This is a genomic window from Mycobacterium sp. UM_CSW, from assembly GCF_000455205.1.
In the GTDB taxonomy this organism is placed as follows: Bacteria; Actinomycetota; Actinomycetes; order Mycobacteriales; family Mycobacteriaceae; genus Mycobacterium.
In genome coordinates this window covers 1-13,499 of the sequence record NZ_AUWQ01000015.1, presented here as the reverse complement: position 1 = coordinate 13,499, position 13,499 = coordinate 1, and the positions used below count along the sequence as shown (strand labels likewise).

The following is a 13,499-nucleotide window of genomic DNA, read 5'->3' as shown; positions in this document are numbered from 1 at the left end:
AGCGCAGAAGATCTAAGGAGTCGGGGTGACCTCACCGAACGAGCCGGGCGCCCCCAAACAGGGCGACGGCCTTAATGGGGACGGCGCGGCCGAGCGCGCCGGCGCGCACCGCGCGGCGCCTGCGCAGACCGGCCGGGCTCCCGAAGCTGGCGATCCCCCGCCCCGGCAGCGCGGCGCCGCCCGGGCGGCCGTCCCGACGCATCGCGAGCCCGAACCGCACGGCGAGCCGCGACCGGCCACCGCTCCCACCAGCGCCGATGCCCGGCTCAACCGCTTCGTCTCGGGCACGGCCGCGCCCGGGACCGGCGCGTCCGCTCGCGCCAAGAACCCGTATGAGTACGACCCCGCGCCGCCCCGCGGCGACGGCCCGCCCGCGGAGGCCTACGCCAGCGAGCTGCCCGACCTGTCCGGGCCGCTGCCCCGGTCCCCGCAACGCAAGCCTCCGCCGGAGCGCAGCGCGGAGGCGCCCAGCCCATCGGTTTCGGCCAGATCCACGAACGCCGATACCAACGAAGGCCGCGAAAACCGCGTCCAGGTGTCGCGGCGGACCCGCGGTCCCGTTCGGGCCAGCATGCAGATCCGGCGGATCGATCCCTGGAGCACGCTGAAGGTGTCGCTGCTGCTGTCGGTGGCGCTGTTCTTCGTGTGGATGATCGCGGTGGCCTTCCTGTACCTCGTGCTCGGCGGCATGGGCGTGTGGGCCAAGCTGAACAGCAACGTCGGCGACCTGTTGAACAACACCAGCGGCAGCAGCGGCGAATTGGTATCCAGCGGCACGATCTTCGGCGGAGCCGTGCTCATCGGCTTGGTCAACATCGTCCTCCTGACCGCGATGGCCACCATCGCCGCGTTCGTCTACAACCTGGCCACCGATCTGATCGGCGGCATCGAAGTCACATTGGCGGACCGCGACTAGTGGGTCGACACCCATCGGACTGGTGGCGATCACAAGCGCGGCGCAGCCGGGCGCAGTGGGTCGACACCCATCGGACTGGTGGCGATCACGCGGTTTTGGGGGTCCGGCGACGATTGCGGTAATCTCGTCGCTCGGCCCTACGCGAGTGCGGGCCTGTAGCTCAGGCGGTTAGAGCGCTTCGCTGATAACGAAGAGGTCGGAGGTTCGAGTCCTCCCAGGCCCACAACCATGTGCCCGTCCAGACGTTGCGTGAGGCTTGCATTGCCACTGGCACTTGCCGCGGTAGCGGCGGCGGTGGTGCGGTCACGACGCGGAGTCGAGGTCTGGCACGTGGCGGTGGCCGATCCACCCGATCATCCACCGAGCCACGACGAGGGGCCTTAGCTCAGTTGGTAGAGCACCGCCTTTGCAAGGCGGGTGTCAGGGGTTCGATTCCCCTAGGCTCCACCGCAGTGATGTGTCGGCGCTTCCCCAATCCCATTGCGACGGCCTTATCCGACCTTGATCCACGGCGTGCAGCCGTGGGTAATGAATCTTCCGATCGCGGGCGCCACGATCTGCGCGGTAAGCGAAGCCCCGTCGTCGGAGCTGATGAATTTTCCGGCGCTGGTCCAGGTACTGAACGAGCAGGCTGCTGAATAGCCGCCGGATTCGGCGCGGGCGACATATACGCCGTAGGGAAGTTCGCCCGGCACTGCGTAGGAGCCCGGTCCGTAAGTCGCGTCCGCGCGCGCTGGCGGGTAGCCGACACAGGCGACGATCAACGCGAACGCCGCACCTGCTCGGACGGGCGTTGCACACCGCATCTTGGTCACGACGCCTCCGTCCTGCGCCTGGTCCGGTCACCCCTTGGTAGGCCCGGGAGACGACCCTAGAGCACCGGTTCGCTCCACTCCCGGTATAAAGCCGCCGCGATCCAATCTCGGTCGGACGCCCGACCTGACCGGCCCCGGCATCAGGCGATTAGGTGTTTTGGTTCGGTCGGATTTACTCTTGCGCGCGGTCCATCTTCAACTCAGGAAAGTAGCCATGCCCGGTCAGACTCTGCACCGTCCAAGCACGCTGCGCAGGAGCCGCACGCAACGCGTCACTCGCCGCGTGACGCGCCCCACCGTCGGCCAGTGCTTCGACATCGAGATCACTCGCGACGCCGATGGATGGCTCATTCGAATTCCCGAGATCGGCGGTGCCACCCGAGCCAGCAGCCGGGCCGCCGTGGAGTTGGCGGCGCGGCAATCGATCGCGAACCGCACCGGTATCCCGCTCGGATATGTCGCAATCTACGTTGCACGCGAGATCGGTTAGACCCAAACACTTTTCGATCCAGGCGCGTCGGTCACCCGGCCGCCGGCGGCTTTGCCATCACTGACGGCTTGAAACCGTAGGTCGGAAGTATTCTCCCGTAACGGTTTCCGCCGAGTTGCCCCAACGGGGCCATGGGCAGGGCATTCATTCCGTCGGCCCCGACCGGGACGACCGCGGAGTTGAGGGCGGCCACCCCCGGGTTGGTCACCGCGCTGACCGGGGCCCAGCTCGGCGGTACCGACAACGCGCCCATCGGGAGCGCCCTGCCCAGACCCGCCGCGACGCCCCCGGCGTTCGTGCCGGCGTTGGCCGCCGACTGCGCCGCGCCTTCGGCCGCCTTGACCGCGGGGCCAAGGCCCTTGGCGAAGGTGGTCATGGCCGTAATCCCGTTGCTCACCTGCCCGAAGGACTGCGTCGATTGAATCATCGACTGCGCGGTTGACACATAAGGCACCAAGTACTTGCCGTACAGCATGACGACGTCGTCCAAGATGGTGTTCGCCGAAATGTATTTGTCGAGCTGCGTGCCGTTGAACGACGAAACCAGTTCCGCCCACGGGTTCGGAATGGAATCTAAACGCGTCAGCACATCCTGCACGACGGTCTGGACGGGATTGTCGGCGGCGGCCGCGGACACCGCCGCAGATTGGCGTGCCAGGCCGGAGGAATCGGCCACCTCCGGTGGCTCCGCAAAATCGGTCAACTGTGCCGCCGCCGCCGCCGACGAGCTGGCGTAGGCATACATTGCCGTTGCGTCCTGAGCCCACATTTCGAAATACTCGGCCTCGTTAGCGGCGATCGCCGGGGCATTTTGCCCTAAGAAATTTGTCGCGAGCAAGGCCGCCAACTCTGCACGGTTGGCCGCGATCACCGGGGGCGGCACCGTCAGGGCGAACGCGGTCTCGTGGGCGGAGGCGGCGGCCGCCGCCTGGCTGGACGCCAGCTCCGAACTCGTGGCGCTGCTTTGTAACCACGCCACGAACGGCGTCGCGGCCGCAACCAACGACGCCGACGCGGGACCCAGCCACGGACCGCTGGTCAGCGCCGAAATCACCGACTGGAATCCGGCTGCGGCCGAATGCAATTCGACGGCGAGATCACCCCAGCCGGCCGAGGCGGCGACCAACGAACCCGCCCCCGGACCGGTGTACATGCGTGCGGAGTTGACCTCGGGCGGCAACAACCCATAGTCCATGGCCGCTCAGCCCGCAGCCGCCGCGTTCGCGGCTTCTGTTGCAGCATAGGAAGCCGCGCCTGCGGCCAGCGTCGCGACCAGCATCTGCTGAATCGCCGCCGCCTGAGCACTCAATGCTTGAAAACGCCGCGCGTGCGAGGCGAAGTAGGCCGCGGTGAGCGCGGATACCTCGTCGGCGGCCGCGGGAACGACACCGACGGTCTGGGCGGCCGCGGCCGCGTTGCCGGCGTTCAGTGCGGCGCTGATCGACTGAAGATTCGCGGCGGCCGACGCCAGCTTCTCCGGATAAGCAGTTACGAAGGACATGCGGTTTCCTCCCGTGTTGTGTCGTTGCTACGGGACGCTATTCAAAGCCGGCCGGGTATCGATCCCACCCGAATGACAACCAATCGCGCCTGACCTCGGAATTCTGGCAAAGCTCACGCTGATTCAAATTCCGGCACTCGAAAAATATGAATTCCGGCGCGATTTCTCTGAATTAGCATTGAAGCGCAGCGTATTCGACGGAAGCATATGAATCCGACGTGAGCTGCCATCAGAAGAAGCCTTTTCATCGTCATGAATATATGAATTCGCTCGGCTCCGCGGCTCGTCGGCCTGACAACCGGATTGGACATCAGCATTGGGGCATTGCGCGGTGTCAACCGCCCTAAATGGGGCACGCTGCGCCGCCTGGGAACGACATTTCGGGGGCGCGTGTGCATTGCGTGTGAGTTTCAATTGACGGAGCCGCGGACTTTCTCCGGCGGCCTTCCGCCCGGCGGCCACAACCGGCGGGTGCCCCACCCCGCGCTATTTTTTTGTTCCGAATCGTCTATAAAGCGCGTGGCGCATGTATACGCTTTTGGGTATTCCGCGAGGCTCGACGATCTAGCTGAGTGGCCGACCGCCGGGTCGTAGCGTCGATCGGAGGTGCGGAATGTCGTTTGCTGTCGCAATTCCAGACCTGATCGCCGCGGCCGCGACCGACGTGGCGAGTATCGGCTCGCAGATCAGCGAGGCCAATGCGGCCGCGTGGGCCCCCACCGCGAACGTGCTCTCGGCCGGTGCCGACGAGGTGTCGGCGGCGATCGCGTCGGTGTTCGGCGAGTACGGGCAGGCGTATCAGGCCCTCAGCGCCCGAGCGGCGGCGCTCCATCAGCAGTTCGTGCAGGCCTTGAGCGGGGGTGCGGCCGCTTACGCCGGCACCGAGGCGGCCAACGTGTCGCCACTACAGACGGCCGTGCAGGACCTGCTGAACGTGATCAACACGCCCACCGAACTGCTGCTGCAGCGCCCGCTGATCGGCGATGGCACCAACGGAGCACCAGGCACAGGGCAAAACGGCGGCGCGGGCGGCATCCTCTGGGGCAATGGCGGCGACGGCGGGTCCGGCGCGGGGGGCAAAAACGGTGGCAACGGTGGCGCCGCGGGCCTCTTCGGCCACGGCGGCAATGGCGGCACCGGCGGGAGCGTCAACGTCGCGAGCGGCACCGGCGGCACCGGCGGCACCGGCGGCACCGGTGGCCTGCTTTACGGCAATGGCGGCGCGGGTGGGACCGGTGGCGCAAACAATTTCGTGGCCGGCCGGGCCGGCAACGGCGGGGTCGGCGGTAACGCCATCGGGTTGTTCGGCGGAGCCGGTGGCGCCGGCGGAGCCGGCGGCTTTGCAAACGACGGGACGGGTCCCGGAGGGGCCGGCGGCAGTGGCGGCAGCGGTGGCCTGCTCTTCGGGACAGGGGGTGCCGGCGGCGACGCCGGATTTGGCAACGGCGGCAACGTTGGCGGTTCCGGCGGCAAAGGCGGATTGCTGTTCGGCGATGGCGGCGACGGCGGGGATGGATCCCTGGGACAGGGCGGCGGCACCGGCGGCAGCGCAGGGCTGATTGGAAACGGCGGCGCCGGAGGGACCGGGGGCGGCATTTTCAGCTCCGTGAACCCCGGAGGTCCTGGCGGCGCAGGGGGCAGCGGCGGGCTCCTGGCGGGCAACGGCGGTCACGGCGGCACCGGCGGGCAGGCGGTGTTCGGTACCCCGGGGACAGGGGGTGCGGGGGGCAACGCGGTGGGGCTGTTCGGCAACGGCGGCGACGGCGGCGAAGGCGGCGCGGCCGGCACCGGCTCGGGCGGTCTCGGGGGTGCCGGCGGAAACGGCGGAATTCTGTTGGGAGCGGCGGGGACCAACGGATCGACCGGGGCGCACCTATAGGGCGGTTCGCCTAGAGGTCCGCACCTTCGGCCAAGTAGGTGACGCGGTACCAACGCCCCGGCCCGGTTGCCTGCGTGTCGTAGTCCTCGGCGGCAACCGCCGACTCCAAGCGGACGTCGGTCAGATGCGGATTCTGTACGCGCACATGGTCTTCGAGCGCCGCCTCGAGCGCGTCGCCGGTGAGAGCGGTGTCCGCGAGCACCCTGCCCTCGTACCTCGTCCAACTCACGGCTTACATCCTTGCTGCGTCGCCGGCGGCGAACCCAGGAAGCGTTGAATCAGGGCGCGTTCGGCATCCGGGTCTTTGAGCGGCCAGCACCACAGCGCCAGGAAAACGCGGATCAGCCACTGCGCGGCCAGGGGGTCGTCGTTGTCGGGGCCGACCATTTCGGCGGCCAACCCCGTGACGATGGGTGAGCTGATGACCCATTCACTGACAGGATTCACATGCATGGACTGCATGAGCTGAGCCAAGGGATCGGCCCGCAGTCGTTGTAGCGCGATGATCGTGGCGGCCACAACACGGTCGGACCCCCTGAGGTCCTTGATGGCTTCGCGCGTGGCGTCGACGATGCGAGCCGCTTGGATGGTGACGACGGCGTCGCGGATGGCCGCCTTACCGCCGGCATGGCGGTAGATCGTCGCGGGCGAGCAGTGCACCCGGGCCGCTAAGGCTTCGATCGTGAAACCCTCGTATCCCTCGCGAGAGATGAGATCGGCGGCGGCGGCGAAAATCCGTTCGGTGGCTTCGCTGCGGCGATCGCGCCCCACCAGCCAGTCGTCCCGCGCCATCCACCCATGCTCTAACAGATCGCGGCTGACAGAAATACTTCTCTCACGATGAGAATTCTCCAGCAATATCTCTCAGGCCAATGCGCTGCTGGCGGTAGCTAACCGCCGCCGGCCTCGACCGGCGCCCGGCGCGATCGCTCCTCAACATTGTCTAGTCCCGTTGACGTGGGCAGGTCGGCGCACCGAGGCTAAAAGCATGCCCGTCCTGGACAAACCGAGTGAGCTCCTCGGCCCGGAGGCGCTGCAAGATCCGTACTCGCTGTATGACCGGATGCGCTCCGAAGCGCCGGTACAGCGCATCGGCGAGTCCGTCTTTTACGCCGTATGTGGTTGGGACGCGGTCCACGAGGCCGTCGAGCGCGTCGACGACTTTTCGTCAAACCTGACCGCCACCATGGTTTTTCATGAGGACGGCACCGTCACCCCGTTCGACATGGGGCCGGCGGGAGGCGCCGCTCACGCGCTGGCCACCGCCGACGACCCAGTGCACGCGGTGCACCGCAAAATTTTGCTGCCACACCTATCGGCCAAGCGGGTGCGGATCATCGAGGAGTTCGCCGCCGCCACCGCCGACCGGTTGTGGGAGCAGAATCTGGACAACAGTCAGATCGAATGGATGAGCGCCATCGCCAACCGGTTGCCGATGATGGTGGTCGCCCAGCTTCTCGGCCTGCCCGATGACGACGTCGACAAACTCATCCGGCTCGGGTACGCCACCACCACGCTGCTCGACGGGATCGTCACCCCCGACCAACTTCAACAGGCGTTCGCGGCGGCACTGGAGCTATCGGGGTACGTCACAGAGCATTTCGAAAAGGCAAGCGAGAATGCCGAATTCGGCCTGATCGCCGACCTGGCGGCGCGCTGCGCTTCGGGTGAACTGGACCAACTCCCCGCAATGGGCATCATGATGACACTTTTCAGCGCCGCCGGAGAATCGACGGCGTCGCTCCTGGGCAGCGCGGCGTGGATTCTCGCCGATCGCCCCGCGATCCAACGGCAGCTCCGTGAAAACCCCGAATTACTAACCGCTTTCATCGAGGAGACGCTGCGCCTCGAATCTCCGTTCCGTGGCCATTACCGACACGTGTGGCGCGACACCACGCTGGCCGGTGTCGAGGTGCCGGCCGATTCCCATCTGCTGCTGATGTGGGGAGCGGCCAACCGCGACCCGGCGCACTTCGACGCTCCGAACGAATTCCGCCTCGATCGCACTGCCGCCAAGGGCCACCTGGCGTTCGGCAAGGGCGTGCACTTTTGCGTGGGCGCCGCGCTGGCCCGCCTCGAGGCCCAAATCGTATTGCGCAAATTACTGGAGCGCACCGCCTGGATCGACGCGGTTGACGTCGGCGACTGGCTGCCCAGCATCCTGGTCCGGCGCCGCAAAAGTCTGCAATTGGCCGTCAGCTGACGATTACGGTCGGGGCTGCACGTCGACACTCGGCGGCCGGGGCGACGGCTCCTCCCCGCCGCGCATCGAACGCCGGACGACGCTGAACGCGACGGCGCCGCCGGCCACGACCAGGACCGCCGCCCCTGCGATCACCCAGGGGCGGGGCCGGCGGCGCTGGGCCCGGCGCGCCTCCTGCAGCGCCTGGGGCAGCCCGGCGACCACCTCCTGCGCGGCGGCCAGCTCCTGCGTGAGTGTCTCTTGGGCAGCGGCGATTTCGCGGGCGAGCCGGCCCTCGCGATACCGGCGACGAAGTCCCGAAGCGGTCGACTGCGCGCCGTGCACGCTCAGCCCGACGACGCCCCGGGTGACATCGACCGGACCCACCGCCGAGTAAGTGAGCCCGCGGGCCAGTCGCTCCCGTGGGGTCAGCCGAGTTTCCGTCTTCGCGCTCATCTGCCGCCCTTCTGTCCGCTCGTGCGATGCCTCATCAGCGTGCCGTTGATGGGCCACGCCCGGCCCTGTTGCGCGCATCCGGGTTCGGTACCGGGTGCGGGCAAGGTCGCGCGTAATGGCAGACTCTAGCCCCGTGACTAACAGCCCCATTCAGACCGCCACCGCAACGCTGCACACCAACCGCGGAGACATCAAGGTCGCCCTGTTCGGAAACCACGCGCCCAAGACCGTCGCCAACTTCGTCGGCCTGGCGCAGGGCACCAAGGAGTACTCCACCCAGAACGCATCGGGTGGCCCGTCGGGCCCGTTTTACGACGGCGCGGTCTTTCACCGGGTGATTAGGGGCTTCATGATCCAGGGCGGTGACCCGACCGGTACCGGCCGCGGCGGTCCGGGCTACAAGTTCGCCGACGAGTTCCACCCTGAGCTGCAGTTCGACAAGCCCTACCTGCTGGCGATGGCGAACGCGGGCCCGGGCACCAACGGTTCGCAGTTCTTCATCACCGTCGCCCAGACGCCCCACCTGAACCGGCGCCACACGATCTTCGGCGAAGTGACCGACCCCGATTCGCAAAAGGTGGTCGACGCGATCGCGACGACTTCCACCGACGGCAACGACCGTCCCACCGAGCCGGTTGTCATCGAGTCGATCACGATCTCCTGAGGCGGCGGTCGCTCAGCGCCGATTGCCGCCCGCGTAGCCGGCGTCCGTGAGGGCGTCGAGCACCTTCAACGGGTCCGTCCCGAGGTCCCAGCGGTTCAAGATCAGCAGCCCACCGTTGACCGTTTCGACCTCGAGCAACCGCACGGTGCGCGCGTGACGGCGGAATTCGGTGATCCGGATGATCTTGATGTCGGAGTGCCGCAATAACTGCGTCCGGAACCACCCCCGCAACGCGAGGCCGGCCGGGGTAATTGCCAGTTTCGGACGCGCGCGCCACGTCATGCCCGCAAACAAGATCAACCCCGCCGCGGCAATCCCGGTCAGGATGCGGCCGGGCGCGTCTGTGACTACGGTCACACTGGCGATAGCCATCAAGACCCCGGCAACCCCGCAACCTGCGATTCCAGTCGCGGGCGGCGCCCATTCTGTTTGCTGCATGGGCTACCTAACCCCTCCCACCACTGCCAACGCGCTTATCCACAAGCGCTATCAACAGTGGGGATAAATCACACGCGTGTGATTGGTTGGTCGCGACGTTGCTGAGCCAGTTACAGGGACACCCCAAGATGAATTCATTACCTCTGCGGGGTTGGTCAGTGCCAGCGCATTGTGAGCAACAACCCGGTGATCATGAAAGCGAACGCGATCGCGTAGTTCCACGGGCCGAGTTGCGCCATCCAGTTGAGGGCGGCCGGCGCTTGGCTTCCGACGGCGGCCAATTGGAACACCATCAGCCAGACGAGCCCGATCAGCATGAGTCCGACGAACAGGCAAACGAACCACACGCTGGACGGTCCGACCTTCACTTTCACCGGGGTGCGGCTGACCGCGCTGACGGTGAAGTCGTTTTTCTTACGGACCTTCGATTTGGGCATTTGAATACCTCGGCATACCTGAACAACGGGACGGGGTGCGACGATAACGGTGGCAGCTGCACGCATAGCTCGGATACGAGACTAACTCACCTGGCACGGGGACCAGGAAATGGAGACTCGATGACTGACACGCGCCGCTCACCATGGCGCTTCGGGGTCCCGCTGGTGTGCCTCCTGGCCGGGTTGCTGCTTGCCGCCACGCACGGGGTCTCCGGCGGCGCCGAGATCCGCCGCAGCGATGCGCCCCGCCTGGTCGATCTGGTCCGGGAGGCCCAGTCGTCGGTCGATCGCCTCCGGGCCCAACGCGACGAGCTGGCCCACAAGATCGACTCCGCGCACGGCCGGTCGACGGACACCGCGCTCAAGGCGATGCTGCGGCGCTCCGCCGAGCTGGCCGGCGAAGCGGGCCTGGACCCGGTGCACGGCCCGGGTCTGGTGGTGACGCTGCAGGACGCACAGCGCGACGCCAACGGCCGCTTCCCCCGCGACGCATCGCCCGACGATCTGGTCGTGCACCAGCAGGACATCCAGGCCGTCCTGAACGCGTTGTGGAGCGCCGGCGCCGAGGCGATCCAGATGCAAGACCAGCGCATCATCGCGACCTCGGTGCCCCGCTGCGTCGGCAACACGCTGCTGCTCAACGGGCGTACCTACAGCCCGCCCTACACGATCACCGCGATCGGCAACGCGGCGGCCATGCAAGCCGCCCTGGCCGCCGCTCCCCTGGTCATCCTCTACAAGCAGTACGTGGTCCGGTTCGGCCTCGGCTACCGCGAAGAGGTCAAGCCCGACGTGCAGATCGCCGGCCATTCCGAACCGGTCCGGATGCACGTCGCGCAGCCGGCGGGCCCGGTGGGGTACTGAGCGGCGGCCCCCCGCCGGGCCGGACGGTAACCTGACACGATGCGGATCCTGGTTGTCGACAACTACGACAGCTTCGTGTTCAACCTGGTGCAGTACCTGGGCCAGCTCGGCGTCGAGGCCGACGTCTGGCGCAACGACGACGCCCGCCTCTCGCACCCGACCACCGTCGCGGCGCAGTTCGACGGCGTCCTGCTCAGCCCCGGACCGGGCACCCCGGAACGCGCGGGCGCGTCGATCAGCCTGGTTGGCGCGTGCGCCGCGCAGCGCACCCCGCTGCTGGGGGTCTGCCTCGGACATCAGGCGATCGGCGTGGCGTTCGGCGCCACGGTGGACCGCGCGCCGGAGTTGTTGCACGGCAAGACGAGCAGCGTATTTCACACCAATGTCGGTGTCCTGCAAGGGCTTCCGGATCCGTTCACGGCGACCCGGTACCACTCGCTGACGATCCTGCCCGAGTCGCTGCCCGAGGTCCTGGAGGTGACGGCCCGCACCCGCAGCGGTGTGATCATGGGCGTGCGCCACACCGGGTTGCCGATCCACGGTGTCCAGTTCCATCCGGAATCGATCCTCACCGAGGGCGGGCACCGGATGCTGGCGAACTGGCTCGGGTACTGCGGCTGGACGCACGACGACATGTTGGTGCGCCGCCTGGAGAACGAGGTGCGCGCCGCGGTCCGGCCTTATTTCCCGGACGCCGAAACCAGCGGCGCGGGAGCTACTGGCCGAACTTCAGCGTGATGATCCCGTCCCGGTTGCAACCGGTGCCGGCCGGCGGGTTCTGATAGACGACCCGGTGGGATTGGGCGCCGCCGGCGTCGACATCGGGCCCCTTGTCCAGCCCCCCGGTCCAGCCGAGGGCACGCAGCCGGGGTTCGGCGTCCGTCCAGAACATGCCGGTGAGGTCGGGCATCGTGAATTGGTTGCCCTTGGACACCTGCAGTTCGATGATCGAGTCCACCGGAACCATCTGGCCCTTGGGCGGATTCGTGCCGATCACCTCACCGGCGGGCCGGGTGCTGTCCACCTGCGTCTGGGTGACCTTTGTGAAGCCGTAGACCGTCAGGTTCTTCTGCGCGACGTCGACGGTCTGACCGGCGACGTCGGGGACCTGCTTGGTCTCCGGTCCGGAGCCGACGATGACGGTGATCACGTTCGTGATCGCCGACGTCTGGTTGGCCGGCGGGTTGGTCCCGATCACCTTGCCGAGCAGTTCCGGGGTCGACGGGGAGTTCGCCTGCTTGAACTTGCTGAATCCGGCGGTCTTCAGCTTGGTGACCGCGTCGCTGTAACTCAGCGACGAGACGTCGGGCACCTCGCGCTGCTCGGGGCCGGTCGAGACGTTGATGGTGATCTCGTCCCCGGCGCTCACCGACGCGTTGGCGGCGGGGTCGGTGCTGATGACGTGGTCGGGCGGAACCGTCGAGTCGGGCTTCTGCAGTGTGCGCGTCTTGAAGCCCCGGTTTTGCAGCGCGGCAATGGCGTCGGCGGACACCTGCCCGCGCATGTCGGGCACCTGGACATCGCGGGTGCTGCCGCCGAACGTGTTGAAGGCAATGACCACGACGATCGTCAGCACCGCCAGCACGGCGACCGCGACCACCCAGCGGCCGATGGAACCGCCGCGGTCGCGGTCCGTGTCGTCCAGCGCCTGGCGCGGCAGCGGGTCGGTGCGCGGTCCGTGACCGGGGCCGGTCGACGAAAGGAACGAACTGCGCTCGGCGTCGGTGAGCACCTTGGGCGCCTCCGGCGGCTCACCGTTGTGCACCCGCACCAGGTCGGCGCGCATCTCCGCCGCCGTCTGGTAACGGTTCTCCGGGTTCTTGGCCAGCGCCTTGAGCACCACGGCGTCCAGGTCGGCGGAGATGCCCTCGTGCCGCTTCGACGGCGGCACCGGATCCTCGCGGACATGCTGGTAGGCGACCGCGACGGGTGAATCACCCGTGAAAGGCGGTTCGCCGGTGAGGATTTCGTAGAGGACGCAGCCCAGCGAATAGACGTCAGATCGGGCGTCGACGGAGTCACCGCGGGCCTGTTCGGGTGACAGGTACTGGGCCGTCCCGATCACGGCCGCGGTCTGGGTGACGCTGTTGCCGCTGTCGGCGATGGCGCGCGCGATGCCGAAGTCCATCACCTTGACCGCGTTGGTGCTGCTGATCATGATGTTCGCCGGCTTGACGTCGCGGTGGATGATGCCGTTCTGATGGCTGAAGTTCAGCGCCTGGCAGGCGTCGGCGATGATCTCGATGGCCCGCCGGGGCGGCAACGGCCCGTCGGTGTGCACGATGTCGCGCAGGGTGACGCCGTCGACGTACTCCATGACGATGTAGGGCAGCGGGCCGGTGGGGGTTTCCGCCTCACCGGTGTCGTACACCGCCACGATGGACGGGTGGTTCAGCGCCGCGGCGTTTTGCGCCTCGCGCCGGAAGCGCAGATAAAAACTCGGATCGCGGGCCAGGTCGGCGCGCAGCACCTTCACCGCGACGTCGCGGTGCAAACGGACGTCGCGGGCCAGATGAACTTCGGACATGCCCCCGAAACCGAGGATCTCGCCGAGCTCATAGCGGTCGGACAGGTGCTGCGGGGTGGTCATCGCGGTGTCTCATAACGGGCCGGCGATGTGCTGGGTCGAGAGGGGGTGACCCAGTCAGGTCCATGCGGCCTGCTCTGAAGTCCAGAATTACCTGAGCTCTCCGGATCCGTCCAATCCAGGCGCAGACGCGGCGCGGAGCCGCTGGGCGTCTTGCTCGCCGGCGGCGCCGTGGCCGGCGGTGTCCCGGTGTCGGTGACCGTCGGGGGCGCTGGTTGCCCGTTCTCCGCGCGGGAGTTGATGACGATGATCACCGCGATCAGGATGGCC

At 67.4% G+C, this 13,499-nt stretch carries 15 protein-coding genes, 2 tRNA genes and 2 pseudogenes; 9 read left to right on the top strand and 10 right to left on the bottom strand.

Translation table 11 applies throughout. The features are described 5' to 3' along the window. Positions 1 to 25 precede the first annotated feature (25 nt). The 3 genes from N415_RS06990 to N415_RS06980 all read left to right on the top strand — a co-directional run bounded on the left by N415_RS06990 (position 26) and on the right by N415_RS06980 (position 1,363). A complete protein-coding gene (locus tag N415_RS06990; protein ID WP_068178771.1) occupies positions 26 to 916 on the top strand; it encodes a DUF3566 domain-containing protein in 891 nt (296 codons plus the stop codon). Between the two features lie 149 nt (positions 917 to 1,065). Next, positions 1,066 to 1,139: transfer RNA gene (locus N415_RS06985), tRNA-Ile, on the top strand. 151 nt (positions 1,140 to 1,290) lie between these two features. Next, positions 1,291 to 1,363 (top strand) — tRNA-Ala (locus N415_RS06980). Positions 1,364 to 1,407: 44 nt separating this feature from the next. On the opposite strand, the gene N415_RS06975 is transcribed toward N415_RS06980, so the two are convergent. Then, positions 1,408 to 1,731 (bottom strand): hypothetical protein, encoded by a 324-nt coding sequence (locus N415_RS06975; protein WP_152531271.1) that lies wholly within the window; start codon positions 1,729 to 1,731, stop codon positions 1,408 to 1,410. Positions 1,732 to 2,014: 283 nt separating this feature from the next. Between N415_RS06975 and N415_RS06970 the strand changes: the two genes are divergently transcribed. After that, the gene (locus N415_RS06970) at positions 2,015 to 2,221 is read left to right on the top strand and encodes a long chain fatty acid-CoA synthetase Faa4p (RefSeq protein ID WP_068111512.1); all 207 of its coding nucleotides are present in this window, start codon (positions 2,015 to 2,017) and stop codon (positions 2,219 to 2,221) included. A gap of 31 nt (positions 2,222 to 2,252) precedes the next feature. On the opposite strand, the gene N415_RS06965 is transcribed toward N415_RS06970, so the two are convergent. Further along, on the bottom strand, positions 2,253 to 3,416 hold the full coding sequence (locus N415_RS06965) for a PPE family protein (protein WP_068178763.1): 1,164 nt from the start codon (positions 3,414 to 3,416) through the stop codon (positions 2,253 to 2,255). Positions 3,417 to 3,422: 6 nt separating this feature from the next. Beyond that, the gene (locus N415_RS06960) at positions 3,423 to 3,722 is read right to left on the bottom strand and encodes a PE family protein (RefSeq protein ID WP_068178760.1); all 300 of its coding nucleotides are present in this window, start codon (positions 3,720 to 3,722) and stop codon (positions 3,423 to 3,425) included. A gap of 613 nt (positions 3,723 to 4,335) precedes the next feature. On the opposite strand from N415_RS06960, the pseudogene N415_RS33195 reads away from it, so the two are divergent. Then, positions 4,336 to 5,550, top strand: a pseudogene (locus tag N415_RS33195) (PE family protein); the annotation flags it as partial. Positions 5,551 to 5,611: 61 nt separating this feature from the next. Here the strand turns inward: N415_RS33195 and N415_RS06950 are convergent. Together N415_RS06950 and N415_RS06945 are read right to left on the bottom strand one after the other, a co-directional pair. Continuing rightward, complete coding sequence (locus tag N415_RS06950) at positions 5,612 to 5,830, bottom strand: hypothetical protein (protein ID WP_068178756.1); 219 nt, start codon at positions 5,828 to 5,830, stop codon at positions 5,612 to 5,614. Next, entirely contained in the window at positions 5,827 to 6,393 is a 567-nt protein-coding gene (locus N415_RS06945; RefSeq protein WP_068178752.1) for a helix-turn-helix domain-containing protein, read from the bottom strand. The genes N415_RS06950 and N415_RS06945 overlap by 4 nt, the downstream gene beginning before the upstream one ends. A 196-nt stretch (positions 6,394 to 6,589) precedes the next feature. Here N415_RS06945 and N415_RS06940 point away from each other — a divergent pair, with 196 nt between their 5' ends. Next, positions 6,590 to 7,804 carry a cytochrome P450 gene (locus N415_RS06940; protein WP_068178750.1) on the top strand — a complete coding sequence of 405 codons (1,215 nt, stop codon included), beginning with the start codon at positions 6,590 to 6,592 and terminating at the stop codon, positions 7,802 to 7,804. A 3-nt stretch (positions 7,805 to 7,807) separates the two neighbouring features. Here N415_RS06940 and cwsA read toward each other — a convergent pair whose 3' ends face one another. Beyond that, positions 7,808 to 8,239: a cell wall synthesis protein CwsA gene (gene cwsA / locus N415_RS06935; RefSeq protein WP_068178747.1), complete on the bottom strand. Its 432-nt coding sequence runs from the start codon at positions 8,237 to 8,239 to the stop codon at positions 7,808 to 7,810. Positions 8,240 to 8,354: 115 nt separating this feature from the next. Between cwsA and N415_RS06930 the strand changes: the two genes are divergently transcribed. Further along, positions 8,355 to 8,903, top strand: a complete 549-nt coding sequence (locus N415_RS06930) for a peptidylprolyl isomerase (protein ID WP_068111486.1) — start codon at positions 8,355 to 8,357, stop codon at positions 8,901 to 8,903. 12 nt (positions 8,904 to 8,915) lie between these two features. Here the strand turns inward: N415_RS06930 and N415_RS06925 are convergent, their stop codons facing one another. Beyond that, positions 8,916 to 9,341: a PH domain-containing protein gene (locus N415_RS06925; protein WP_068178745.1), complete on the bottom strand. Its 426-nt coding sequence runs from the start codon at positions 9,339 to 9,341 to the stop codon at positions 8,916 to 8,918. Between the two features lie 155 nt (positions 9,342 to 9,496). Then, positions 9,497 to 9,778 (bottom strand): cell division protein CrgA, encoded by a 282-nt coding sequence (gene crgA / locus N415_RS06920; protein ID WP_066917062.1) that lies wholly within the window; start codon positions 9,776 to 9,778, stop codon positions 9,497 to 9,499. A gap of 120 nt (positions 9,779 to 9,898) precedes the next feature. Between crgA and N415_RS06915 the strand changes: the two genes are divergently transcribed. Then, a complete protein-coding gene (locus N415_RS06915) occupies positions 9,899 to 10,642 on the top strand; it encodes a DUF881 domain-containing protein (RefSeq protein ID WP_068178741.1) in 744 nt (247 codons plus the stop codon). 39 nt (positions 10,643 to 10,681) lie between these two features. Beyond that, positions 10,682 to 11,380 (top strand): aminodeoxychorismate/anthranilate synthase component II, encoded by a 699-nt coding sequence (locus tag N415_RS06910; RefSeq protein ID WP_068178738.1) that lies wholly within the window; start codon positions 10,682 to 10,684, stop codon positions 11,378 to 11,380. On the opposite strand, the gene pknB is transcribed toward N415_RS06910, so the two are convergent. Next, a complete protein-coding gene (pknB, locus tag N415_RS06905; RefSeq protein ID WP_068111476.1) occupies positions 11,358 to 13,232 on the bottom strand; it encodes a Stk1 family PASTA domain-containing Ser/Thr kinase in 1,875 nt (624 codons plus the stop codon). The genes N415_RS06910 and pknB overlap by 23 nt on opposite strands. Next, positions 13,229 to 13,499, bottom strand: a pseudogene (locus N415_RS32550) (serine/threonine protein kinase); the annotation flags it as partial. The gene pknB and the pseudogene N415_RS32550, both read right to left, overlap by 4 nt.